16 protein-coding genes and 2 pseudogenes are annotated in these 22,885 nt (G+C 58.0%); 14 read left to right on the top strand and 4 right to left on the bottom strand.

The genetic code is table 11. The features are described 5' to 3' along the window. Positions 1-416 precede the first annotated feature (416 nt). The 8 genes from HZZ13_RS00265 to HZZ13_RS00230 all read left to right on the top strand — a co-directional run bounded on the left by HZZ13_RS00265 (position 417) and on the right by HZZ13_RS00230 (position 10,084). Positions 417-1,436 (top strand): TauD/TfdA family dioxygenase, encoded by a 1,020-nt coding sequence (locus tag HZZ13_RS00265; protein WP_197957718.1) that lies wholly within the window; start codon positions 417-419, stop codon positions 1,434-1,436. Positions 1,437-1,777: 341 nt separating this feature from the next. Then, positions 1,778-2,740 carry a D-2-hydroxyacid dehydrogenase gene (locus HZZ13_RS00260; RefSeq protein ID WP_197957717.1) on the top strand — a complete coding sequence of 321 codons (963 nt, stop codon included), beginning with the start codon at positions 1,778-1,780 and terminating at the stop codon, positions 2,738-2,740. 362 nt (positions 2,741-3,102) lie between these two features. After that, positions 3,103-4,200 carry a DUF2817 domain-containing protein gene (locus tag HZZ13_RS00255; RefSeq protein ID WP_197957716.1) on the top strand — a complete coding sequence of 366 codons (1,098 nt, stop codon included), beginning with the start codon at positions 3,103-3,105 and terminating at the stop codon, positions 4,198-4,200. Between the two features lie 1,071 nt (positions 4,201-5,271). Next, positions 5,272-6,336: an amidohydrolase family protein gene (locus HZZ13_RS00250; protein WP_197957715.1), complete on the top strand. Its 1,065-nt coding sequence runs from the start codon at positions 5,272-5,274 to the stop codon at positions 6,334-6,336. 26 nt (positions 6,337-6,362) lie between these two features. Further along, positions 6,363-7,463 (top strand): amidohydrolase family protein, encoded by a 1,101-nt coding sequence (locus HZZ13_RS00245; protein WP_197957714.1) that lies wholly within the window; start codon positions 6,363-6,365, stop codon positions 7,461-7,463. Between the two features lie 2 nt (positions 7,464-7,465). Continuing rightward, entirely contained in the window at positions 7,466-7,879 is a 414-nt protein-coding gene (locus HZZ13_RS00240; RefSeq protein ID WP_197957713.1) for a Rieske (2Fe-2S) protein, read from the top strand. A 691-nt stretch (positions 7,880-8,570) separates the two neighbouring features. Next, positions 8,571-8,876 (top strand): non-heme iron oxygenase ferredoxin subunit, encoded by a 306-nt coding sequence (locus tag HZZ13_RS00235; RefSeq protein ID WP_197957712.1) that lies wholly within the window; start codon positions 8,571-8,573, stop codon positions 8,874-8,876. Further along, complete coding sequence (locus tag HZZ13_RS00230) at positions 8,873-10,084, top strand: NAD(P)/FAD-dependent oxidoreductase (protein ID WP_197957711.1); 1,212 nt, start codon at positions 8,873-8,875, stop codon at positions 10,082-10,084. The genes HZZ13_RS00235 and HZZ13_RS00230 overlap by 4 nt, the downstream gene beginning before the upstream one ends. Positions 10,085-10,710: 626 nt before the next feature. Here the strand turns inward: HZZ13_RS00230 and HZZ13_RS00225 are convergent. Further along, complete coding sequence (locus tag HZZ13_RS00225; RefSeq protein WP_197957710.1) at positions 10,711-11,376, bottom strand: integrase catalytic domain-containing protein; 666 nt, start codon at positions 11,374-11,376, stop codon at positions 10,711-10,713. 825 nt (positions 11,377-12,201) lie between these two features. Between HZZ13_RS00225 and HZZ13_RS00220 the strand changes: the two genes are divergently transcribed. The 4 genes and pseudogenes from HZZ13_RS00220 to HZZ13_RS00210 form a co-directional block, all read left to right on the top strand. Next, positions 12,202-13,836, top strand: coding sequence for a thiamine pyrophosphate-requiring protein (locus tag HZZ13_RS00220; RefSeq protein WP_197957709.1), 1,635 nt, complete (start codon positions 12,202-12,204; stop codon positions 13,834-13,836). Between the two features lie 111 nt (positions 13,837-13,947). Next, positions 13,948-14,119 (top strand): annotated as a pseudogene (locus HZZ13_RS37500) (hypothetical protein); the annotation flags it as partial. 149 nt (positions 14,120-14,268) lie between these two features. Next, a complete protein-coding gene (locus HZZ13_RS00215; RefSeq protein WP_197957708.1) occupies positions 14,269-15,120 on the top strand; it encodes an IclR family transcriptional regulator in 852 nt (283 codons plus the stop codon). 137 nt (positions 15,121-15,257) lie between these two features. Then, positions 15,258-15,461 (top strand): annotated as a pseudogene (locus HZZ13_RS00210) (adenine deaminase); the annotation flags it as partial. Positions 15,462-15,873: 412 nt separating this feature from the next. Here HZZ13_RS00210 and HZZ13_RS37110 read toward each other — a convergent pair. The 3 genes from HZZ13_RS37110 to HZZ13_RS00195 all read right to left on the bottom strand — a co-directional run bounded on the left by HZZ13_RS37110 (position 15,874) and on the right by HZZ13_RS00195 (position 18,600). Beyond that, the gene (locus HZZ13_RS37110; RefSeq protein ID WP_197957707.1) at positions 15,874-16,365 is read right to left on the bottom strand and encodes an alpha-hydroxy-acid oxidizing protein; all 492 of its coding nucleotides are present in this window, start codon (positions 16,363-16,365) and stop codon (positions 15,874-15,876) included. Further along, a complete protein-coding gene (locus HZZ13_RS37105) occupies positions 16,362-17,138 on the bottom strand; it encodes an alpha-hydroxy acid oxidase (RefSeq protein ID WP_197957706.1) in 777 nt (258 codons plus the stop codon). Before HZZ13_RS37105 ends, HZZ13_RS37110 begins: the two co-directional genes overlap by 4 nt. 352 nt (positions 17,139-17,490) lie before the next feature. Next, positions 17,491-18,600, bottom strand: a complete 1,110-nt coding sequence (locus HZZ13_RS00195; RefSeq protein ID WP_197957705.1) for a M14 family metallopeptidase — start codon at positions 18,598-18,600, stop codon at positions 17,491-17,493. Positions 18,601-20,359: 1,759 nt separating this feature from the next. On the opposite strand from HZZ13_RS00195, the gene HZZ13_RS00190 reads away from it, so the two are divergent. Then, complete coding sequence (locus HZZ13_RS00190) at positions 20,360-21,529, top strand: M24 family metallopeptidase (RefSeq protein WP_197957704.1); 1,170 nt, start codon at positions 20,360-20,362, stop codon at positions 21,527-21,529. Between the two features lie 129 nt (positions 21,530-21,658). After that, on the top strand, positions 21,659-22,540 hold the full coding sequence (locus HZZ13_RS00185) for a beta-keto acid cleavage family enzyme (protein WP_197958065.1): 882 nt from the start codon (positions 21,659-21,661) through the stop codon (positions 22,538-22,540). The last annotated feature ends 345 nt before the right edge of the window (positions 22,541-22,885 follow it).

The raw sequence follows: 22,885 nt of genomic DNA, 5'->3' as shown, positions 1-22,885 counted from the left end.
GTCGAGCGTCGCCGGACAGAGGCATTGGCAATTGGGCTTGCCTGCTCGAGCACCTATCCGGGTCTCTTCGCACCCTAATAATAGATAGCTTCAGCACGACGGCGGTTGTTGGAGTTTCACCGGTGAAGCATGCGAGAATTGCTTTTGCAGAAGGTATGCGCTCTCAACGATCAACCGTAGGCCAGACAAGCCGAACAGATGGTGTGCGCCAAGAAGGCACTAAAAGGCGTCATATTTGCACAAAAGTCTCAATTCTACGCCGTTTTCGCAGGTTTTCAGCGTGGGCTCGCCTTACAATTGCTTATCGCGGAATTTGTTTATCGCGCTGCTTCAGATCGGGCCGCGCGTCTTCAGAGAGTAAAAAAATGCTTGCTCAGTCCCAAACCAACCAAGAGCCATCGATCCCGAGTGGGTCCGTGATTGATCCTGCGGATTGGCGCGGACCAGAGGTCAAAAATAGCCGCGACTGGGTTTACCAGATTGATGAGGCTGATATTGCCGACATCGAAGCAGCGTTGGCGCATGTCGAGCGCAATGTCCCCAATCTGGTCTCCATGACCAGAGACGAATTCCCGCTCAAAGTCTTCGGAGGCAAGCTAAAAGCCGTCAAGCGCCAGTTAAACGACGGACTCGGGTTTGTCCTCGTCCGCGGACTGCCTATCGACCGATATTCGCGAGAGCAGGTCGCCGCTATCTACCTGGGAATCGGTCTGCATCTCGGTAAGCCTGTGCCCCAGAATGGTAAGGGTCACCTGCTCGGCCACATCATCAATCTCGGCAGCTCGATGGCGAACCCCAATCAGCGGGGACATGAGTCGAAAGAAACGCTGCGCTATCACACTGATGAGTGCGATGTCGTCGGTTTGCTCTGTCTACACGAGGCCAAGGCTGGAGGCGCCAGCACGCTGGCGAGCGCTGTCGCGATCCATAACGCGATCCAAGCGGAGCGCCCCGACCTGCTCCAAGTGCTATACCAGCCGTGGTATATCGACCGCAGGGGAGAAATTCCTGAAGGTCTCAAGCCTTGGTATACCATGCCGATCTTTACCTATCATGAAGGTCGCCTGATGGTGTGGCTGGAGCCTGGTTACTCGGCTTCAGCCCAGCGCTTCCCGGAGGTCCCTCGCTATACCGATGCGCAACTCGAGGCGATGCGGCTCGTTGAAACGTTGGCTCACGATCCTCGTTTCCGTCTGGATATGACTTTCGGAAAGGGCGACATACAATTTCTGAATAATCATGTGATCCTGCACTCGCGGACCGAGTACGAGGACTATCCAGAGTTGGAGCGGCGGAGGCACCTGCTTAGGCTGTGGCTGACTTCAGAGGATACGCGGGCGCTATCCCCGTGGCATACCGCTCGTCACGCGCCAGGGTCCCGAGGCGGCGTCTATCTAAAGGGCATAGCGCCGAACATTGCCATCAATCCGGTGTGATTGCTTCCCATGGCGAGTCTGCGTCTGGGGTGTTGGTGATTGAGGCAGTTTGTTGGTGGAGTCATAAACACTCGCAGGCCGGATCCATCTCCGTAATCGGAATTGACGGCGAGCTGTTTGTGTGGCGATGACCGGACCATAGAAAATGGTGATCGCCTGCTCTGTACCTCAACCGCCGGAGCTCTAGATCAGATCGATGGGCCGATTGTCGGTTGCCATTCGGCGGAGATGCCACCTGTGCGTCCCAGCCTAACGGGCTGACTTTGTCCAACACGGTTCGTTAAGGCCTCTTGCCTTTCTGAATGTGCACATTGCGACTCATTACAATGAATGGACAGAACATGACTGGCGAAAGCCCAGAGCTCACCATACTCCTTCACCACCCGGCTGCCGAGACTTTTGCTCGGCTCATAGGAGAGCGCTTTCCACAAGTTCGGGCTATCGTGGCGCCGGACTCTGGCCGGCTCAAGCAATACATAGGGGAGGCTGACGCCTTGCTTGCATTTCACTTCCCGGTTGAAGTGTTCGCGCAGGCGAAGAAGCTGCGCTGGTTCCAGTGCACCGGCGCCGGGGTTGATTCTATGTTCCCCATCCGGGAGAAGGCGGGTCACATCGCGGTGACCACTGCACGCGGCATCCATGGCGACCTTATTGCGGATTACGTAATGGCCGGCGTTACCATGCTGCATTGGGACTTCCGCCGGTTTCTGCGCGAACAATCGGAGCGGAAATGGCATCCCCGTGTTGTGGCGCCCCTAGCCGATATGACGCTTGGCGTCGTCGGACTGGGCTCGATCGGGTCCACCATCGCCCGGCGCGCGAAGAGCGCCGGGATGACGGTAGTTGGATCGAAGCGAGACATTTCCGTTCCGGTCGCAGGGGTCGACCGGCTGTTCGCTTCGGATGATCTACGAAACCTGCTGCCGCGCTGTGACTTTGTTGTACTGGCCGTGCCGGCGACCCCGGAGACGATCGGCCTCATTGGGCCCGCTGAGATCGCCCGCATGAAGCCTCACGCCTTCCTGATCAACATCGCAAGGGGCAATGTCGTTGTGGAATCCCAATTGATCAGCGCCCTGCAGAGAGGCGCAATTGCCGGTGCGATGCTCGACGTGTTCGAGAGGGAGCCCCTGCCGCATGACAGCCCCCTTTGGGACATGCCGAACGTGATTACAACGCCGCATGTTGCCGGAAATCCTGCAGACTATGCGGAGCGGGTGTTCTCGATTTTTGGGGACAACATCGAAAGATTTTTGAAGCGCCAGCCGCTAAAGAATTTCATAGATCTCGCTCGCGGGTACTGACGAAGCATGCTCTGAGAAGCCAACGCGGCTCATCTCACAAATGTGAGCTACCGGCGTGCGCGGCTCGCATGAAGGCGCATCGTGGAGCCGAACAGTTGAACGTGATGAAGATGACCGCAGGGCGCCCAATCTTCAAGAACGTGATCAGGCGTTTCTGCAAGAGTCGATCTGCGAGTCGGCCGATGTGAGGAGCGGGCTCCGGGGGCGCTAGTATTTGTCACATCGGGTCTCCTCAACGCAAGTTTTCTGCGCCGATCGCGGAAACCGGCTCGGAAAAAATCATCACATTATGAGAACATGCGGCAACATGCAGCTCGATGTCGAGCGTTTGATGTCGGAGTGACTCACGGACTGCGAGCAGAATGACTCTTAACTGCGCAAAATATCTTTCGTCCAGCTTGTTTTCTGACAGTTATGCAGAAGCGAGACAAAAATTCATGGCCGCTGCGCCGGCGTCCAGAGCATACCAATGCAGTGCAAATGGACCGGCTGGCCAGGCACTCTTCACTGATGCAGCATATTTTGGTGCTGCAGATGCTAAGAAGCTCTTAGTTCTGGTGTCCGGAACGCACGGGCCAGAGGGATACTGCGGGTCCGCAGCCCAACTTACATTCTTGGAATCTAAACTCCATGAGACACTCCCGCCGTCCGCGGCGGTTCTGTGTATCCATGCGCTGAATGCCTACGGTTTTGCGTGGGATCGCCGGGTGACTGCAGAAGGGTGCGACCTCAATCGAAATTTCATCGACTTTTCCAAGACCGTCCCTCCGAATCTTGGATACGAGGAGCTGGCGGAACATTTTGTGCCAATTGACATGACTAAGGAGGGAATCCAACGCGCTGAAGCTGCGATCGCAGCGTATCGCTCCGTGCATGGCGAACTGAGAGTTCGAGCAGCGCGATCTTCTGGGCAGTACACACGGCCGGGCGGTTTGTTCTACGGGGGAGCTGGTCCTACCGAAGCCAGGAGAATTCTTGAGCAAATTGTGGCGGAGTTTGATGTAGTTCGCCGCGACAGCGTTATCATCATCGATTACCACACAGGCCTAGGCCGTTACGGGTATGGAGAGCTGCAATGCGAGCAGGCGTCCGGAGTACGGGGCTACGAGCGGGCAGTCAGCATGTTTGGTCCGTCCGTCACCTCACCGGAGCTGGGGACTTCTTCTTCCGTCGTTATCTCTGGCTCGCAAGACGAATTTTGGGAGTGGGCTCTGGGGAATCGGCACACCTATGTTGCCCTTGAGTTCGGTACTTACGATCCCAAACCTGAGGTGCTGCGCAATGATCACTGGCTGTTCATGCATCGGCCTCAAGACGCTGATTCCGAGCTTGGGCGCCAGATACGCAATGCCACTAAGCGCCACTACTACCCACAGAGGCTAGACTGGAAGGAGATGGTGGTTTGGAGATCACATCAAGTGCATCGGCAGGCAGTAGAGGCGCTCACGACTGGAAATTAGCATCAGAGATCTCCCTCAAAGACGTCTGCCTGCTTGGAGCTTTTCCTCGGCACTACTGCGACCCAGCGCATATGAATTTTATGCGAGTTTGAGGTCGCCATCGGTATGGCCGAATGCAAGGACTGGCGCACCATTCGACAGAGTCCTCGTTGAGATGGCAAAGCCTTGAGAGCCCGTTGATGAGGGTGGAGTCGGTTGGGATTGAGGAGAGCGCGATATGGCCAAGACCGCCGTCAGGCAGCAGCAAAGCGGCGCCAACCTAAGGATTGTTGGAAGTGGTGGTGGTCTGGATCGACCTCCCCGACCCGACGGAGGCGACCAGGCCGCTTGCAAGGTGCAAGTGTACAAGAAGGGCGTAGGGGATCATCCTTCCGAGCGAATGGCTAATCATGAAATGCAAGAGTGTCTGGAGGGGATCAAAACGTGCGGGCAAAGGCAGGGCCGTCCGGGGGCGGCATGCGCGAGATCGCCCGCTCCATCGACGGACTGAGCTCAAGCAACGCAGCCCTTCTACCACTCGAGCACAGTGGCAAAGGTCCATGAGGGAGGGAGGCTTCGTCCGGCGCCGGGTCAGCGCGCGCCCATGCGCTCCTTTGAATGAGGTCACTCTATCGAGCTCGACCCGTTTGCCGGTGTCTCGCCGGGGACGGCGCTGAATTCAATTGTAATCGTTCAGAATCGATCCTGCTCTCGAGGACCTTGTCTACGCCAGTGGCCAAGATAGGAGTGCTGTTTGTCAGCACTATCACTTGGCGTGACCAATCAAACTCCCCGCGGGGCGAGGCGAGGTACAGGCTGGGCTGGCGGTCAGCCAATCACGACGATTTGGTTCGCCTGACCGATTGGCAAAAACTGCGAAATGGTACGATATGCTGCAGGATTTCTGCGATGCCGATCGGGTTTTCGCAGCGCTAAGTGGCATCCGTCCGATATATGTTTGCTGTGCAAGTTGAGGCTACCGCTGTAGTGCCGGTTCACTAGCCGGCGTTAGAAGGGCCAATGGTTCAGCGGCGGATGATCTACTTGGCTGTTTCGCGCTAATCGCTTACTGTTGCCTTTGAGGACCTGACCATGCTTCCGTTGGGAGTCCGCCCGATAGACTGCGACGTCCACGTGAGCCTGCCGGACACGCGTACGCTGCTGCCGTATCTCGACGAGTACTGGCGGGAGCATCTCATTCGCCGCGGTATCGATCGCGACAGCCTTGAACTAACTTCATACCCATCGAACGCGCCCCTGACATGCCGCCCCGATTGGCGCCCATCACAGGGGCATCTCGGATCGCAGTTTGAACAGTTGCGAGATCATGTGCTGGAGCCGTTCCAGACGCAGTTCGCCATCTGTAACGTGTTGCATGGCTCGCAGATCATGTTCAGTGAGGATCTCTCCGCGGCAATGTGTCGTGCCATAAATGATTGGATCGCGGCAGAATTTCTTGATCGAGATACACGGCTGCGTGCCTCCATCGTTGTACCCCTACATAGCCCCGAGCTGGCAGCCGCAGAGGTTGAGCGCCGCGCGACCGACAGGCGCTTCGTGCAGGTGCTTATGCTGGCTATGACCGAGATGCCGCTCGGGAAACGCCAGCATTGGCCGATCTATGCGGCAGCGGAGCGCCACGATCTGCCGATTGGTATTCATGCGGGGAGTAGTTTTCGTCATCCGCCGAGCTCGTTGGGGTGGCCGTCGTACTACATCGAAGACTATGTTTCGCAAGCGCCCGGATTCTCAGGCGTCCTCAACAGCTTGGTGGCCGAGGGCGTGTTCAACAGGTTCCCGCGCCTGAAGGTCGTGCTGATAGAATCGGGTGTGACTTGGTTGCCAGCGCATTTCTGGCGCATCGACAAGACGTGGCGTGCCGTGCGATATGAAACTCCTTGGGTCAAGCGTCGGCCGTCCGAGATCATTCGCGAGCATGTCAGGCTGACCGTCCAGCCATTCGACGCGCCTCCAACGGCGGCCCAAGTGCAAATGATCATCGATGAAATCGGCTCCGACGAAATGCTGCTGTTTTCTACGGACTATCCGCATTGGCACTTCGAGGGGGCGGATGCTATTCCCAACGGTCTGCCTGATGAGTGTTTGTCGAAGATGCTGGTGAGCAACGCTCTGGCAACCTATCCGCGCTTGAGCTGAAGGGAAGATCGGAGGAGGGTATCGACATGAACACCGTCGTCATGGAGCGTCAGCCGGTGACCATCAATCCGAGTCACATGGGTTTCATCGATTGCGACATCCACCCCGCGTGGAACTCATTGGCCGAGTTAGATGAGTTTCTGCCACAGCGCTGGCGCGAGCATCGCGCGATTATCGGCACGCGCGCGCGCAAGGGGCTGGCGAAGACGCAGAACTATCCTCGCATGTCGCCGGGTGCCGGAATGCGCATGGACGCATGGCTGCCGGATGGCGCGTGCCCAGGATCGGACCTGCCATTCATGCAAAAACAATTGCTCGATTTATTCAACGTCGAATACGGCATGATGCTGCCATTCGTCGGCGACGAACGCAATGTCGAATTCGCCGCTGCCCTCGCGACCGCAGCCAACGAATGGCAGCTTGCACATTGGTGCGATCGGGACCGGCGGTTGAAGGGTGCCGTGCAAATCAGCATAGAGCACGAACGCGCGGCGATTGCGGAGATCGAGAAGCGGGCGGGTGATCGGCGCTTCGTGCAGGTACAACTTCCGCAGCGTGGTCTGGAGCCGCTCGGCCGCCGGCGCTACTGGCGCATCCTGGAGGCGTGTGCAGCCAACGGCTTTCCGGTCGTCGTGCATATCGGCGGGGAAGTGCACCCGTCCACCGGAGGCGGCTGGCCGTCCTACTATCACGAGGAGCATCCTTCCTACGTGCAGGCGATGCAGAATATGGTGACCAGTCTGGTTTGCGAAGGCGTGTTTGAGCACATTCCCAATCTCAAGATTGTCCTGGTAGAAGCCGGCTTCGGGTGGCTGCCCTCGTTATGCTGGCGGCTGGATAAGGCGTGGAAACGGTTGCACGCGGAAGTGCCGTTCCTGCGTCAAAAGCCATCCGAGTATGTGCGCCAGAGCATCTGGGTAACCACCCAACCTATCGAAGAGCCTGAGCGACCTCATGACCTGCTATCGACGCTTGAATGGATTGGCGTGGATCGCGTGATGTTCTCAACAGATTATCCGCACTGGGATGAGGATGATCCGCGCTATGCCTTCAAGGCCCCCCTGCCTGAATCGTGGAAGCGCAAAATCTTCCATGAGAATGCACGCACCTTGTATGGTCTGGACTGATCATGAGCCGTCATGTTGTTGCTAGGGTCGACGAGATTACACCAGGCGCGTGCAAGATCGTGACCGTCAAAGGCCGGGAAATCGGTATCTTTCGCGTCAATGACGAGTTCTTCGCTCTCGTCAATCGCTGTCCGCATCAGGGTGCCCAGCTTTGTAAGGGCGCCTTGGTCAGCGGAGTAGATTCGCCTGGTCCCGGCGAATACAGCTTGACCCGTCCGGGAGAGATGCTGCGCTGCCCCTGGCACTGCTGGGAGTTTGACATTCGCACTGGCCAATCCTGGTGCGATCCCGATAGCGTGCGCGCGCGAACTTATGCCGTTGAGGTGGAACCCGGCGCCACGTTGGCCAAAGGACCTTACAAGGCAGAGACGCTGCCCGTCAGTGTTGACCAGGATTACGTCGTGATCACTGTCTAAGCGGTCAGCCGGCACAAGGAGCCGGCTGTTGGACCCATTCCTTCCAATACACCAAACGAGCTGATTATGCTTACCCATGTTGATGAGCCGCTTCACCGGCCGAGACTTCAGCGGGGTTTTGATGTGCTTCGCAGCTGACTTCGGCGCACTATGGCCGCCGTTGTAGCTCGCCCATCTAGGCGGGGCAGCATTCACCGGCTGTGAAGCTGCCTCGAAGGCTTTTTTGAGATACATTAGCGTTTGGGCGATTCCGCACGGCTCAGCATAAGTTGCGAGACGAAAGGTCGATGTCGGTGGAGCTGCTCGCTTTACCCTAGAAGGCACCTCAGGGGTGCATTAACGTCGCCACCCTGTCGTCGCCGATGCAGCCGCATCGTCTCCCTGAGAAGCTTGAGTGATTACTCGAGCGTCGATCATCGTCCTGCCGCTACCAATATCGTCCGGGGGTGGTCAGGCGTAAGATGGCCTCTTAGTCTGAGGCGAATGGCCGGACTTGCGCGATGGATCATCGTCAAATTCCCGAAATTTGCAGGTATTCTGCAGTTCCGGTCAATTTTTGCGGGCTTTGGGCTTATATTCCCTATTACAAATCCGATTCAGCCGTTGCTGTGACTGCAAAGGGGCGGGCGCCTCGCGAATCTCATCGACAGCAGCTGTCGAGGGACTGTGTGTTTTCAATCGAGATGAAATAATGGCCTGGCATGACGTCGCTTCGGTAGATGAGTTTGAGGTGGACGCGCCCAAAGTGGTGCAGGTGGGCGAAGTACCAATCGCCGTGTTCCAGTTGGACAATGGCTTTTTCGCCATCAGCGATGTCTGTACGCACGAATACGCTCGACTCTCTGAAGGCTTCTGTGAGGACGGCAAAGTCGAGTGCCCCCTTCATCAGGCCTGTTTCGACATTAGGACCGGCAAGGCTCTGGACGAACCGGCCGAAGTCGACGTCGCAACGTATCCAACGCGCGTCGATCGCGGCATTGTTCAGGTTGATCTGTGACGCGCACCATCATAGTCGGGGCTGGCCAAGCCGGTCGCCGTACGGCGGAGCTGCTACGCGGACTCGATTCGGAGCGAGAAATCTTGCTCGTCGGCAACGAAACGGATCTGCCCTATGATCGGCCACCGCTCTCGAAAGAAATTCTGCTTGGCGAAGAGCAGCCTCGCGGGTTAATGCAGCGTTCCCATGATGCTTTCGCAGCACAGCGTATCGACCTTCGCCTTGGCACGCACATAGCACGCCTCAATGCCACAGCGGCGCATGTCGAAACGCAGACCGGCGATCTCATCCCATATGACTCTTTAGTCATAGCTACCGGTGCGCGAGCGCGCACGCTGCCTCTCCCCATCGCCAGTGACCCGCGCGTGCTCACTTTGCGCAGTCTTGCCGATGCTCGAGCTCTGAGAGGACACCTCCGGCTGGGGTTGCGTCTAGCTGTAATGGGCGCCGGCCTTATCGGGCTTGAGGTCGCCGCTGCTGCGGCGAGACAAGGTTGCTTAGTCACTGTGCTGGAGCTTGCGGATCGCGTCATGGCACGATGTGTGCCGTCCAGGATCAGTGCACGCATAGAGAGTTGGCATCGCGCTGCCGACGTTCAGCTCCGGCTGTCCTGCCCAGTACGCGATGTAAGAGCAGAGCGGGATTGCTTGCGCATTGCTACAGATACGGACGATATTGAAGTCGACCTCCTTCTCGTTGCTATCGGTGCAGTTCCTAATACTGAACTCGCGCAGGAAACTGGAGTCGCCGTGCAGGACGGCATCCTCGCTGACGAGTGTGGGCGCACCAGCGCCCCGTCGATCTTCGCAGCCGGAGAGGTGGCTCGTATCCTTCAGCCAAGCGGCCACTATAAGCGTTTTGAGACCTGGCAGGTCGCGCAGTACCAGCCAATATCAGTCGCACATGCAATCTGCGGCGTCGACAAGCCTTATCTCGATCTGCCTTGGCATTGGACCGACCAATATAAGCACAACGTTCAGATCATAGGAGATTGTGGTCTGGGGCTTGAGTGGCTAGAGCGGGAGGATGCAGAAGGGCGCCTAGCAGCACTTGGTGTCGACCCTGACGGACGCCTCCAAGCGGCCATTCTCATAGACAACGGACGTGAGGTGACGCCGCTACGTCGGCTTATTATGGCGAACCGTCCAATCCCACGGGAGCGGTTACTCGACGCCGCCCTTTCATTCAAGCAGCTCCACGTTGCCTAGTTTCTGGTGCGCTAGCGGCAACGCCTTTGGGCATTGAGTGGCCTTTATCACCGCATAAGACCCTTGAATCGCGCCGAGCGATCTCGCCGGCCCGCAAATGCTGATCTCGCGAGGGCCTGGAAGTGCAATCAAGTTTCGGCTAGCGTCAAAGCAGAGGTCACCAGTGGAGATCTGTCGAGCGCTGTAGCGCTGATCAGCAGTCCTTGAAATCGAGAAGTCTGCGACAAATCCTTTATAGCACGCACTCGAGCGTAAGACTCGGCTGTTCGAGCAGTGGAGCTTGAAGTTCAGAGAACTGGAAGCATCCGCACAAGACGAAGTGTGAGCGCAAGCGGCCGCCGTGCAAATCGCTCCCTGACGACTTGCCACGCGAGCACGCCCGGCCCTGACCTCGAACAGCGGACCCTGCTGCTGATCGCCGAAGCTCCAGAGGCTGCGCAAGAACTCCAGACACTCGGTAGATGGTGTGGGTCCTAGGGATTCCCTCTTTGAGCGCAACTCAGATTCAATGCCTCGCTTTGGAAGGCGGCCTTGGGTTGTGATGGACGCTGTGGCCAGGGACCGCATGGCGTTATCAGAAAGGTTCGATCGAACGCGATAGCCGATGTCGTGGGCGGATTTGGATCCTACGTACGGCTCTTCTTGACGTGATCTTCCGGAGGCGTCGGAGAGTGGAACAGCCGTGTTACGGCGCCTCGGTCGATGGAGCAGATGCCGCGCACCGCTAATGAGCGAGCGGCATCAATGCCTTCAAACCGCCCGTAGCCCACCAGGCGGCGAACGATAGCTCCGTTCTTTTGTTCAACGAATGCCTGATCGTTCTTTTTGTAGGCCCTCGAACGGGTGACTTCGACATCGTGAAAACGGCACCACGTTACGACCGTGTCGTTCATGAAGGCGCTGTCGTTGTCAAAATCGAGCCCCCGAACGGGCCAGGGAAATAGGTTCTGCGCGCGCTCGAGAGCTTCGACCACAAGAGCGGCTTCACGCACGACGAGCGGAAAGCATTCGGTCCACCCCGTTGCGATATCTACCATTGTTAGCGTCTGAATGAACGCGCCGGACACGGACATGCCGCCGTGCGCAACCAGATCCGCTTCGCAGTACCCCGGCGGAGGTGATCCCCAGTCATTGAATGTACGCACCGGGACTTGGCGCCGTACGGCACTGGAAAAGCCGGCCCGCCGTCGGCGTCCTCCGGCTGCTGCGATCTTTACGTCGCTCAGCAGACGATCGATCGTCGCCGCGCTCACCTTCAAAACCTTCGACCTGTCATCGGCAGAAAGCTTCAATCTGCCGTGCCGTTCAAGAGCCGGAAGTAAAAATGGGATCATCGCGACCGAGCCGCTTACTGCAGAGCCGGTCAGAGGCGTCCCATAGCACAATCAGTGCAACGCGAATGGAAGCTCCGTAGGTCCGGCCTCGTCGTCGCGGCACGGCCGATCCCGATGCCCTGTCCACCGACAGTGCTCGGATCGCGTGCTTGCGATGCCATCCCGTAACGGCACACAGCTCGTCCAGGATCCGTGCCTTCTCGAGCCGTCCGCTCGCCCGATAACGCTCCACCAGCGCTGATGTGATCTCGCGCTTTGCGCGCATGCTGATCTTCCCTGCCATACCCGCCACCGAACCGATTCGGCAGCTCCGCCCCAGACACGACAGGCAAGTTCTCCGGTAACATTTTTAGTGAGGCAATGCGGGGGGCAATTTCCCATGTCGCCCGACACTGCAGCGGAGCCACATCAAAAAATGGAGGCTATAGACCCAAGCACTAGCTTATCCTTGCACCAAGCATCGTAGCGGCGCGGATTTCGAAGGAGAGCCTGGTCAGATGCCTGCTTGACGGCACTGTCGGGCATTGGACTCGGTCGCAGTGCAAGGATCTTTCAAAAGCGCGTCTGAGTTCTCAAAAGACGCGTGTCAAGCCATCGATTTGTGCGGCCGCCAACAACTCAACAAGGCGAGGCTTAACGCATGAAAGCCTCGCATCCACGGCGACAGCCGCAGTATTTCAGCCTCAACGGTCACCAACTAGCGGAATTCGGCTTCGACCTCGGTGTAGTTTGTTCCGATCGGTCCAACAAAGATAAACGGACTACTTTGCGGAGAGATGATCAATGAAACTCGGCGCCGCCATTGCGGAAATTATGAAGCGCGAAGGCATCGAAATTCTGTGCGGCTATCCGGTCAATCACCTGATCGAATATGCCGCGGATCGCGATATTCGTCCCGTCATGGTGCGCCAAGAGCGCATCGGCTTGCACATGGCGGATGCGATCTCGCGCGTCACCTCGGGGCGTAGCATTGGCGCGTTCTGCATGCAGCACGGCCCAGGCGCGGAGAACTCGATGGGTGCCGTCGCGCAATGTTTTGGCGAGTCCGTTCCGGTGCTGGTGCTGCCGATGGGCTATGAGCGGCGCATCAGTCATGTCGAGCCGAACTTCAATTCCAGCGAAGCGATGAAGGCGTACTCGAAATCAACCGAGCCGATCATTTTGGCGTCTGAGGTTGAGAACATCTTTCGTCGAGCCTTTACAAAACTGAAGAACGGGCGTGGCGGGCCTGTGCTTGTCGAAATCCCCGCCGATATGTGGAATGAGGAGGTAAAGGAGCCTCTGAACTACAGCCCGGTGCTGCGCACGCGCTATGGAGCCGATCCGGCCCATGTTAAGGAGGCCGCTGCCCTCCTGATCAATGCGAAACGTCCAGTGATCTATGCCGGCCAGGGGATCCACTACGCGCGCGCTTGGCCGCAGCTGAAGCGCCTAGCCGAACGGCTCGCCATTCCGGTTACCACAAGCCTGGGCGGCAAATCGTCCTTTCCCGAGACGCATCCGCTCTCGCTCGGCTCGGGGGGGCTCGCTGTGCCGCGCGCGGTACCAAAGTTTCTTAACGAAGCCGACGTGATTTTCGGCATCGGTTGCTCCTTTACTGAGACATTCTATGGCATAGCCATGCCGAAGGGCAAGACCATCATCCATTCAACGCTTGATCCAAACCATCTAAACAAAGACGTCGAGGCCAAAATCGGTCTCGTCGGCGACGCTGGCCTTGTGCTCGATGCTCTCTTGGAGGAGATCGGCAAAACGGTGACAGCGGATCGTGATGTCCGTGGCATTGCGGCCGAGATCGCTGCTTCCCACAAGGAGTGGCTTGAAAAGTGGATGCCAAAGCTCACGTGCAACGACGCGCCACTCAACCCTTACCGCGTGCTGTGGGATCTGCAGAACACAGTCGATGTTGCGAATACCATCATCACCCATGATGCTGGCAGCCCGCGTGACCAGCTCTCACCATTCTGGAAGACGGTCGAACCTCTCACTTACCTCGGCTGGGGTAAGACTACCCAGCTGGGCTATGGGCTCGGACTTGCGATGGGCGCTAAACTTGCGAAACCTGACAAGCTCTGCATCAATGTCTGGGGCGATGCCGCGATTGGCTTCACAGGAATGGACTTCGAAACTGCTGTCCGAGAGCGAATCCCGATTATGTCGATTCTGCTCAACAATTTTTCGATGGCGCTCGAATTGAAAGTGATGCCAATCTCGACCGAGAAATACCGATCGACCGATATATCAGGCGACTATGCCGCTATGGCGCGCGCCTTCGGCGGCTATGGTGAGCGTATCACTCGACCGGAGGAGATCGTGCCGGCCATCAAGCGGGGCATCGAGAAAACGCAAGCAGGCATTCCTGTGCTCTTAGAGTTCATCACCAGCAAGGAAACCGAGGTCTCGCGGGTAGGGGGGTAACCGGCAGGGCCAGCTCCGCTCAGCTCTCAAATCGTTCACCAGACCAAGCGTTAGGCTCAACCCTGACCGGCCGACTAGAAAATTTCGGCTTCACAGCATTGTTTGGTGGGCGCCTCGCTCGGCGGCGACGTCGAAGTGGGGGAAGCCACCGAGTAGCTCTACCCGGCACGGCATCCCGGCCTACGCCTATTCGACCGAGCTGCCGGTTGAGGTGCTCGGTGCCAAGTACAGATGGGCGCGGGGCTGCTCTGAGCGGCGGCTAAGAGATGCTGTTTCGGAGTGATCCGGAACGGCATTTCTCTAGGCAGGTCGTTCCGGGGCGGTGCGAGCATCGAAGCCTTACGCGCAATTGCGCATTGTGGAAAGTCGAGATTCCGGGTCTGGTCCTTTGGACCATCCCGGAATGACGAACGACCAAAGCGGCAGGTCGCGATGAGCAAGAACGTGATCCGGCGCAAGGTGCTTGCGCCGAAATCGGGCGCCGATGACGAGCACGAGAGCCGGAACGGCGGCGTGCAGTCGGTTGACCGCGCGCTGTCGATCATCGAAACGCTGGCCGAGGACGACGAAGGCTATCGCCTCAGCGATCTCGCGGTCCGCACGGCGCTGTCGCCCTCGACCGTACACCGGCTGCTGGCGACGCTGGAAAGCCGCCGCTTCGTGCAGTTCGATCGCGCCGAGTCGAAATGGCATGTCGGCGCGCGCAGCTTCACGGTCGGCGCCACCTTCGCCAGGCGCCGCAATTTCTCCGCGCAGGCGGTGCCGTTTCTGCGCAAGCTGCGCGACCTGACGCGGGAGACCGCCAACCTCGCCGTCGTCGACGACGAATTCATCATCGTGCTGACCCGCATGGAAAGCCGAGAGATCATGCGCTCCCTGACCAAGGTCGGCGGCCGCGTGGCGATGGTAACGTCGGGTGTCGGCAAGGCGGTGCTGGCGACCTATTCGGATGAGGATGTAACCGCGATCATCCGCCATCACGGCATGCCCCGGTTGACCGAAAAATCGATCGTGCGGCCCGGCGATTTGTTCCGGGAGCTTCAGAGGATCCGCAAGCAAGGTTATGCCATCGACGACGAGGAAGCGCAGATAGGTCTCCGCTGCGTCGCGACCGTGGTCTATGACAATTGCGCCGAACCGCTCGCTGCGATCTCGGTGTCCGGCATGACCAGCCGCGTCACCGACGAGCGGTTGCCGGAGATCGGGCGCGTGGTGCGGGAGGTGGCAGCGGAATTCACTGGGGCGCTGGGTGGCGTGATGCCGGGGGCGGTGGACAGGGACTGAAAGCGCGAAGAAAGCGGCTCCACTTGGCTTTGCCCAATGCGTAAGCACGCTTTTATTTGAGCTTGCTCCTCCCTCGCGCACGGCACAACCATCGCGGGCCAAAGTCGCAAAGTCGATAAAGCCAAATGAGATTCCCGATGATCAAACTGACCCGCTTCGCTTTCGCGCTGCTGCATACGATGACCCGCCGCCTCGTCGATGTTGCCTCATGGCGCATCGCGCCCGGCCTCGTCACTACGGGCGCGCGGGTGCTGCCGACCTATTCGGAACTCGTCCATCCCTCGCCCAAAGTCTGGATCACGGGTGGCCGTATTGCCGCGGTGAAGCCGGCACGGCCAGCCTGCTGTAATGTTGCCGGACGCGTGGATTGCAGGATGGCTGATTTTTGGAGCAAGCGGCCGCCCCCAAAGCGCCGGACCGATTGCCTGCCAGCCTCGCCTACCGAGACGCACTCGGTTTCAAGGTTGTGCCTCCGAACGCCGATCAGCGGTAAACACATTCCAGCCCTGAAATCCTACGTAGTGCATCAAGTACGCGCGATTTGCTCCGCCGCTTTTGTAACAGGCGCCAGCTTCTTCCTACTTGGCACCGCAGTGACGTGAACCAGAGTTTCCCTCCAGACACTGAATAGGCCTGTCGTTGGGCCAGGCTTGACTGTCATGGACCAGCAGAAAAGCGCAACAAACCGGGGCCGTGCATGCTCCATACGATCGATGCCGCGACGAGCATAAAACTAGCGGCTGATGAGATCGATCAAGATAGAGTCTCTCTCAGCGTCGGCTTATACCGCAAATGCTCCTCGCCCTTCCACATCAAAAGATGTGGACCGAGATCGGCGATCCTGCTGGCGCCGATTTGAGCCATGCTGATGTCGATCTCACGATGGAAGATTGCTAACGCTTTCGCCGCGCCGGCTACTCCGCCGGCAGTTACGCCGTACAGCGTTGGCCGGCCCTGAAAGACAAACCGGGCACCCATGCAGATCGCAACCAGCGCGTCTAGACCACGGCGTACGCCGCTGTCGAGCATTACGGTCATCCTGTCACCAACCGCATCTCTCATCGCGGGCAGCACCTCCAGCGGCGAGGGCGCCCTATCGAGCTGTCGCGCGCCATGATTGGAGACGATGATGCCGTCAACTCCAAGCGAATGCGCACGGATAGCATCGTCAGGGTGCATGATTCCCTTAAGCACGAAGTAGCCTTTCCACAGCTGGCGATAACGCTCCACATGCTTCCACGTCATCGGTGCGCGGCACTGCGGGAGACGAACTCGGCCACCTCATCGGCCGTCGCATTGGGGCTGGCATACCTAGTCCAATTGTCGAAATACGGCCTACCGTGCTGCAGCCACTGCATCATCCAGGCCGGATGACGAAGCGCCTCAAATCTAGTCATCCAGAAAAGCTTTAACGGCCGCCCCCAGCCGTTTCGAATATTGCGCTCTTGGTTAGAGCCTTCCGGCACGTCGACAGTAAAGACCAGTGTCTTCAGCCCGGCGTCGCTCACCCGCTTGACCAGATTCTCTGAGATGGACTGGTCGCGGGCCGAGTAGATCTGGTACCAGCCATGGTCCGGTGCCAGCTTCCCGAGATCCTCTATCGAACCCGTGCTGACGCCCGACATGATAAAGGGCACATTGGCGCTGCGCGCCGCCTCCGCGAGCATCAGGTCGGCCCCGAAGCGGAACAGGCCCGCAAGCCCGGTCGGCGCTATACCAATCGGGCTCGAATAGGTCCGCCCGAACAGTGTTGTCGACTGGTCGCGAGCGGCGACATCTACCAAGTAGCGCGGCACGATACGCGCTTGCCGGAAGGCCTGTTCGTTGGTGACGAGCCCAAGTTCATCGTCGGTGCCGCCTTCGATGAAATCGTAGATCATCCTGGGTAGTCGCTTTTTCGCGAGCTTGCGCAGATCGTCGATGTTCACTACTCGATTCATTACGTTGCCTTTTCGCTCGGGCGGCTGATTGCGCGCCCCATGTGGATCCGGCGGCAATTGATTGAGTGCGTCAGACACACATCGCCGTCCGGTTTAACAACGCGCTACCACGTCGCGGTAGTCCTGGTGATTGCTTCGCTTGATGGTCTGCTGCCCGGTACCGCGCCGAACTTTCTCAAGATTGTGAGTCCTGGCCGAAGGACTGGGTGGACAGCCTCCACCGCACAGATGCACTGTGACCGGATCCGCTAGTATGCCGCAAAAAAACCAACCTCGCTGGAGCTAGTCGTACATACGGCCAACGTTCACATGAGGCTTGCCTGCTACAGCTCCATTTCGGTCAGGGGTCCGAGCTTCGCGGGCGCGGCGCTTCATTCGCCTCAGCTCCAGAAGAGGATTCGCGAGCTGGCCTTTCGAACCGGGATCTCTTTCAGAGTCGCAGCCCTTCGATCATCTGTCGTTGGACCTGGCGGCTACGGTAGAGCACCATCTCTTTCCAATCGTCGGTCTCCGGATAGAAATGCTGTCTCACGCGACGTCGAATTTGGTAACCCACCTCCGTTTCGACCTGATCTTGGCGATAGGCGTAAAGCCAGTGGTCAGCGCGCAAAGCACTCCTGGCCGTTTCCGGCGAATAGGTTCCAAACTCCACACAAATGTAGACATGGCGATCACCGAGAATACGCTGCCAATAATCATCTTGGGTGCCATTAAGCACAACAGCCGATGAGGTTCCCAGATCTGGCGAAGTGACCGAGGGGCCGAAAATGCTGCGGGCCCGCTCGTAGCCTGACATTCCTGATGCCTGCTCGCATTGCAGTTCACCATAGCCATAAGGCCCGAGGCCCGTGTGGTAGTCCAGCACTAAAACAAGCCTGCGAGATTCGACGTCGTAGTCTGCCACGATCTGTTCCAGCGTTTGACGCGCGACTGAAGGACAGAAACCGCCGAAGAACATTCCGGTCGGATGTCGATATTGCCCGCTAGTACGCGCCTTTCGAAGAGCAAGTTCGCCACGGGTTGCTCTGAACTTCTCTATTGTTGCTTCGGCGGCCTCCAAAGCCGGTCCGTCAAGTTCACGTGGCACAAGGCTATCAGCGAGGAGGTCATATGCTTCATTGTTAGGTAGCGGAGCATTAAAATCGACAAAATTTCTGTTGAGATCGCAGCCTTCTTGCGTGACCCGCCGGTCCCATGCGAACCCGTAGGGATTGAGTGCGTGAACCAGCAACATCGCCTCATCAGATTTGAGTGCCGCGTAACCCCGCTGCTCTAGCCAGTCCAGCTGTGCTGCTGATCCGCAATAACCTTCAACGCCATGCGTAGCCGAAACCATGATCCCCAGCTTCGGGGCTCGTCGATCACCAAACCAAGCAACATCCGTCGACAGCTCTTCTCCACGAGGCCCACGGGCCGGTGAGGGATAGACTGCCATTTCGCCGGCTGCGGTCTCTTGAACACAATCGCGGAACCGTTGCCGAGCTTCGAAATAGTCTGCTGCAAAATGTCTGTTCGCGGCGTTCAAAACAGTGTCATTCATCGGCGCTCCAATCACAGTGTCACCATTAATGTTTCAGGCAAAGTACCCAGCGGCTCATGTCCTTGCATGGCTATGGTCCCAGGTCACCCGCGCAGCCGTGAACTGTGAAGCGCGAGGCGGGTTTGCGGATGAGAGGTCGATCCGCCTGCGAATCGGCAGCTTGTCCGAGCCAATTTATTCTTCCAGTGTCACACATCGGTGCGGGGAATAGTAGCGCGAAGGACCACCCCACGTTTGAGGGCACGAGTCCTATATAGCTTAGGTGTTTGGGAGACCATGAAGTCAGAGCCTAGCGTCCTTCATGGTCCGATTTCTCCTATTATAGTGAGGATTTTGCGGAAATTCTGCGTGGACCCATGACAATGAAAAGAGGTTTGCGGCAACCACCATACCGGCGCCCCGCAACAATCCTCGGTAATTGTCCGCAAAAGCCGTATTCAGCTCCTGAAAGCGAATGCCGGCGCGCTTCCGGTTTTGGTTGCCTGAGACCATTAGCGCCAGATAGAAAAAAAAGTTTAGCAGGTGCCCTCCGAGTCCTGCCGAATCAGACCTGTGCACCAATGGCTGCCAATTGCATATGCAATTGGTCAATCGAGGTGGTCATTGGCCGTGATCGCGCGTCAAATGCTAGTTGACCATGCGCACTCTTTGCTGGCTCGAGAAGTTTCCTAAATCCCGCCTGGCGCGTGTTAGAATCTATCTGCAAGGAGTAGATCCGATCACCCTTACACAGGTGTTGCTCGCTCGTCGGCGGGGACGGCGCCGTCTGTCAATCAGAGGCAATCCGGGATGTGATCATGGCGTAGCGCTGGCTGCAGTTTTCAACGGCAGCAGGCTAGAATTGGTTGGGGCACGTTGGCATCTGCCATATCATCCGGATGCAGAGGGGAGAGCAGTCCCGCGGCTCTTCAGAGGCAACTCCGGTGAAGATCAGTCAGCTGCAATCGGACCTTGCTGTCTAGACTAATAGCCCGACCAAGGCATGACAACACTCCGCTGAAGGCCGGCCTCTGCTTACCTTTTTTCGATTTGGCGACTCGGATTTTGTCCGCGACGCCGCCCTAATAGCCACCCGATCCCGGTTGAAAATATCCGGCTGTGCGCTGAGACTTGATCCCTGAAATGGCTGCGACACCGATCATGTCGCTGCAAACATGCGCATTTGCCAATATCTTGCAGGATTGCTGCGCGAGGACTGGACAGAGTTGGTGCTTTCCGTCGATCTCGATCGGCTAGACTAACTCAACTTGGCTCTGGCGAGATGACATGCAACCAAACGCAAACAAATCGCTTTCCGATGCCGAACAGAATGCCACGATCAAGATGATGCGTCATGCCCTGTTTCGTGAGTCCGAGCTTTCTAACGGCCCATGGAAAGTTCGGCATCTGGTCCGAGAATCTCTGGGACGAGCCAGCCCGACTGGCGCAAAGATGGGCAACAATCTCGGAACCTTCCGGCGATACCAATTGCCCGCCCGAGCCCGGTTCTACGCAGCAGTATCGAAGCGTTGCCGATGCAGACAACGCGAGATGACCTGCCTTATCATTCGCAACTGCCCGGTCTTATGCGGTCCTGTGGCCACGAAGCATGCAAATACCGCGCGTGCACCGCTCGCACAGGTTTTGACCTGGTTTCAAGGTGACACGCTGGCTGAGAGGATAGGGCGCTCCCTGCCTTTCGCTGCGGATTGACTATTCGCGGATGATCTAACCAATACACAACCGAAAAACCCAATATGGGTATGGAAGGAGTTGAATCATGGCAATGCCAAAAGGCGCGCAGGCGTTTCCACGCTCTGAGTATCTACGAAGGTTGACCGCCGTTAAGTCTGAGATGGAGCGGCGTGAGGTTGAAGTGCTGGTGGTCACGAGCCCAGCCAATCTTACATACCTTTCGGGATACACGTCAAAGTCCGGATATGTTCCTCAAGGTCTGGTCGTCTCCTTGAGGGATGAGGAGCCGACCTTCATTACGCGCCGCATGGACGCGCCCGCGGCGCTCCATCAAATGTATATCGATCGTGGCAACGTAATTGGCTATCCAGAGGCGCTCATCGCCAATCCCGATCGGGACGGATACGATGCTATAATCGACTTCATCTTGGACAAGGGGGTTGGCCATAGGGGGATCGGACTTGAAGCAAAGCTTTTGCCCGCCCTGACCGTCGAGAAATTTAAGTCTCGAGCAGCCGAAGCGAAAATCGTCGATTGCACGAACGCCGTCACCTGGATTCGGGGTCTCAAATCGGATCTGGAAATTGCGATGATGCGTGAAGCCGCCGCTATTTCCGACGCCGGAATGCTTAGGGCCAGGCAAGTTATTCGCGCGGGCGTGCGCGAAGCGGATGCATCCGCGGAGATCATCGCTGCGCTAATACGCGGCACCGACGGTAAGCCTGGCACCGATATCGCGAGCTTTTTCCTGTGCTCCACGCCGCGCACGTCTACGTGTCACATTCGCTGGACCGAGGAGGTCTTTCAACAAGGTTCACAGATTAACCTCGAATTTAGCGGCGTGCGCCACGGCTACACTTCACCGCTGATGCGTACGATGTCAATCGGCAAGCCGTCAGACTATATACGGCGGCTGCATGAAGGAGAGGTTGCTGGTTTGGCAGCAGCACTCGCAGCCGCCAAGACTGGAAACACTTGTAGCGACGTTGCAGTGGCCTTCAATGCTACTCTGAGAAAGCATGGCTTTGAGAAGGAATCGCGGTGCGGTTATTCCGTTGGGATCGATTGGACAGAGCCGACGGCCAGCCTAAAAGAGGGTGATATGACCATCCTGAAGCCAAACATGACTTTTCATCTCATGCTTGGAAATTGGATTGATGAAGATATTGGCTACGTGATCAGCGAAACATTCCGTGTGACTGACGCAGGCGGTGAGCCATTCACAAAGTTGCCGCGCGAGCTGTTCGAGATTTAATGCGGAGCGCTCATGCTCTGCGACCAGCGACATTGGTTGTCTCTGCAGCCCGCGGCTCATTGAAGGAAACCTATGGCCTGTATGGCCAGCTGGGACGGATCGAGTTTCCAGCGAGAGGAGAAGGTGAAAATGATTTCGGAGGTGTTCGTCACCTGTGCCGTGACGGGTGGTGGCGCGGCGAAGCGGCCAAATGTGCCGGTGACCCCGGAGGAGATCGCTGAGTCGGCGATCGAGGCGGCTCGGGCTGGTGCGGCGGTTGTGCACCTTCACGTGCGTGATCCCGAGACTCGGCGGGGCTCACGAGATCCAGCGCTGTATCGGGAAGTGGTACGGCGCATCCGGCAATCGAATGTGGATGTCCTGCTCAACTTGACAGCTGGGATGGGCAGCAGCCTCGTTCTAGGTGGTGGAGCTTCTCCGCTGCCTCCGGCGCCTGAGACGGACATTGCGGGCGCGCTTGAGCGCCTCGTCCATGTCGAAGAGCTGCGTCCCGAGATATGCAGCCTGGACTGTGGCTCGATGAACCTGAGTGGCGAATCGGTTATGGTTCACACCTCAGGCATGGTGCGCGCCATGGCTGCACGCGTGCAGGAACTGGGGGTTCGTCCTGAGCTCGAGGTGTTCGATACCGGTCATTTGGGCTTGGTACACGAATTGATCAAAGAGGGACTGATTGACGATCCTCCGCTGATCCAGCTGTGCATGGGGATTCCCAACGGCGCGCCGGACGACTTGTCGACCCTGATGGCGCTGGTGCACCGGCTGCCGCCGGGCGCCATCTACTCGGCCTTCTCCATCGGGTCCATGCAGATTCCGTATGCGGCGCTGGCGCCTCTGGCCGGTGCGAACGTGCGGGTGGGTCTGGAGGACAACCTATACCTCTCGCGTGGCCGGCTGGCCTCAAATGCCGAGTTGGTGCAGCGAGCGATCGAAATTCTCGAGCGGATTGGCGTGCGCGTGATGCGCCCCGATGAGGTGCGCGAGAAGCTCAAGCTCAAAGGGCAGTCCTGAAATGTTGGGTCGCGTCTGAGAGAACCGCGTTGACCGCAAGGACTGGGAGCGCGGTCATCGCGGCTGCGGCCGTCAGCGGAGGCGGCCGCACGCTTCATCCTAAGGGAATGGATCTACGACATTTAGCGCGCGCGCCTAATCAGGCCGACTACGTACAGAGTCGTAGGCTTGGCAGGTCTTAAGGGATGCGCCTACAGCGATGTCAATCAATAAGCAGCTTTTTCAGAGCTGCGCTGTGAAGTCAATGCTCGCTCAAACTTCCAACAAAGGCATCCGTTGCACTGAGGAGCCTATTCAGAATCCTGCCGAATGACAGGGGGGGGGATCGATTTCGCGGCCGCCCAT

The organism is Bradyrhizobium agreste (assembly GCF_016031625.1).
In the GTDB taxonomy this organism is placed as follows: Bacteria; Pseudomonadota; Alphaproteobacteria; order Rhizobiales; family Xanthobacteraceae; genus Bradyrhizobium; species Bradyrhizobium agreste.
This window is presented reverse-complemented; position numbering and strand designations above follow the sequence as displayed.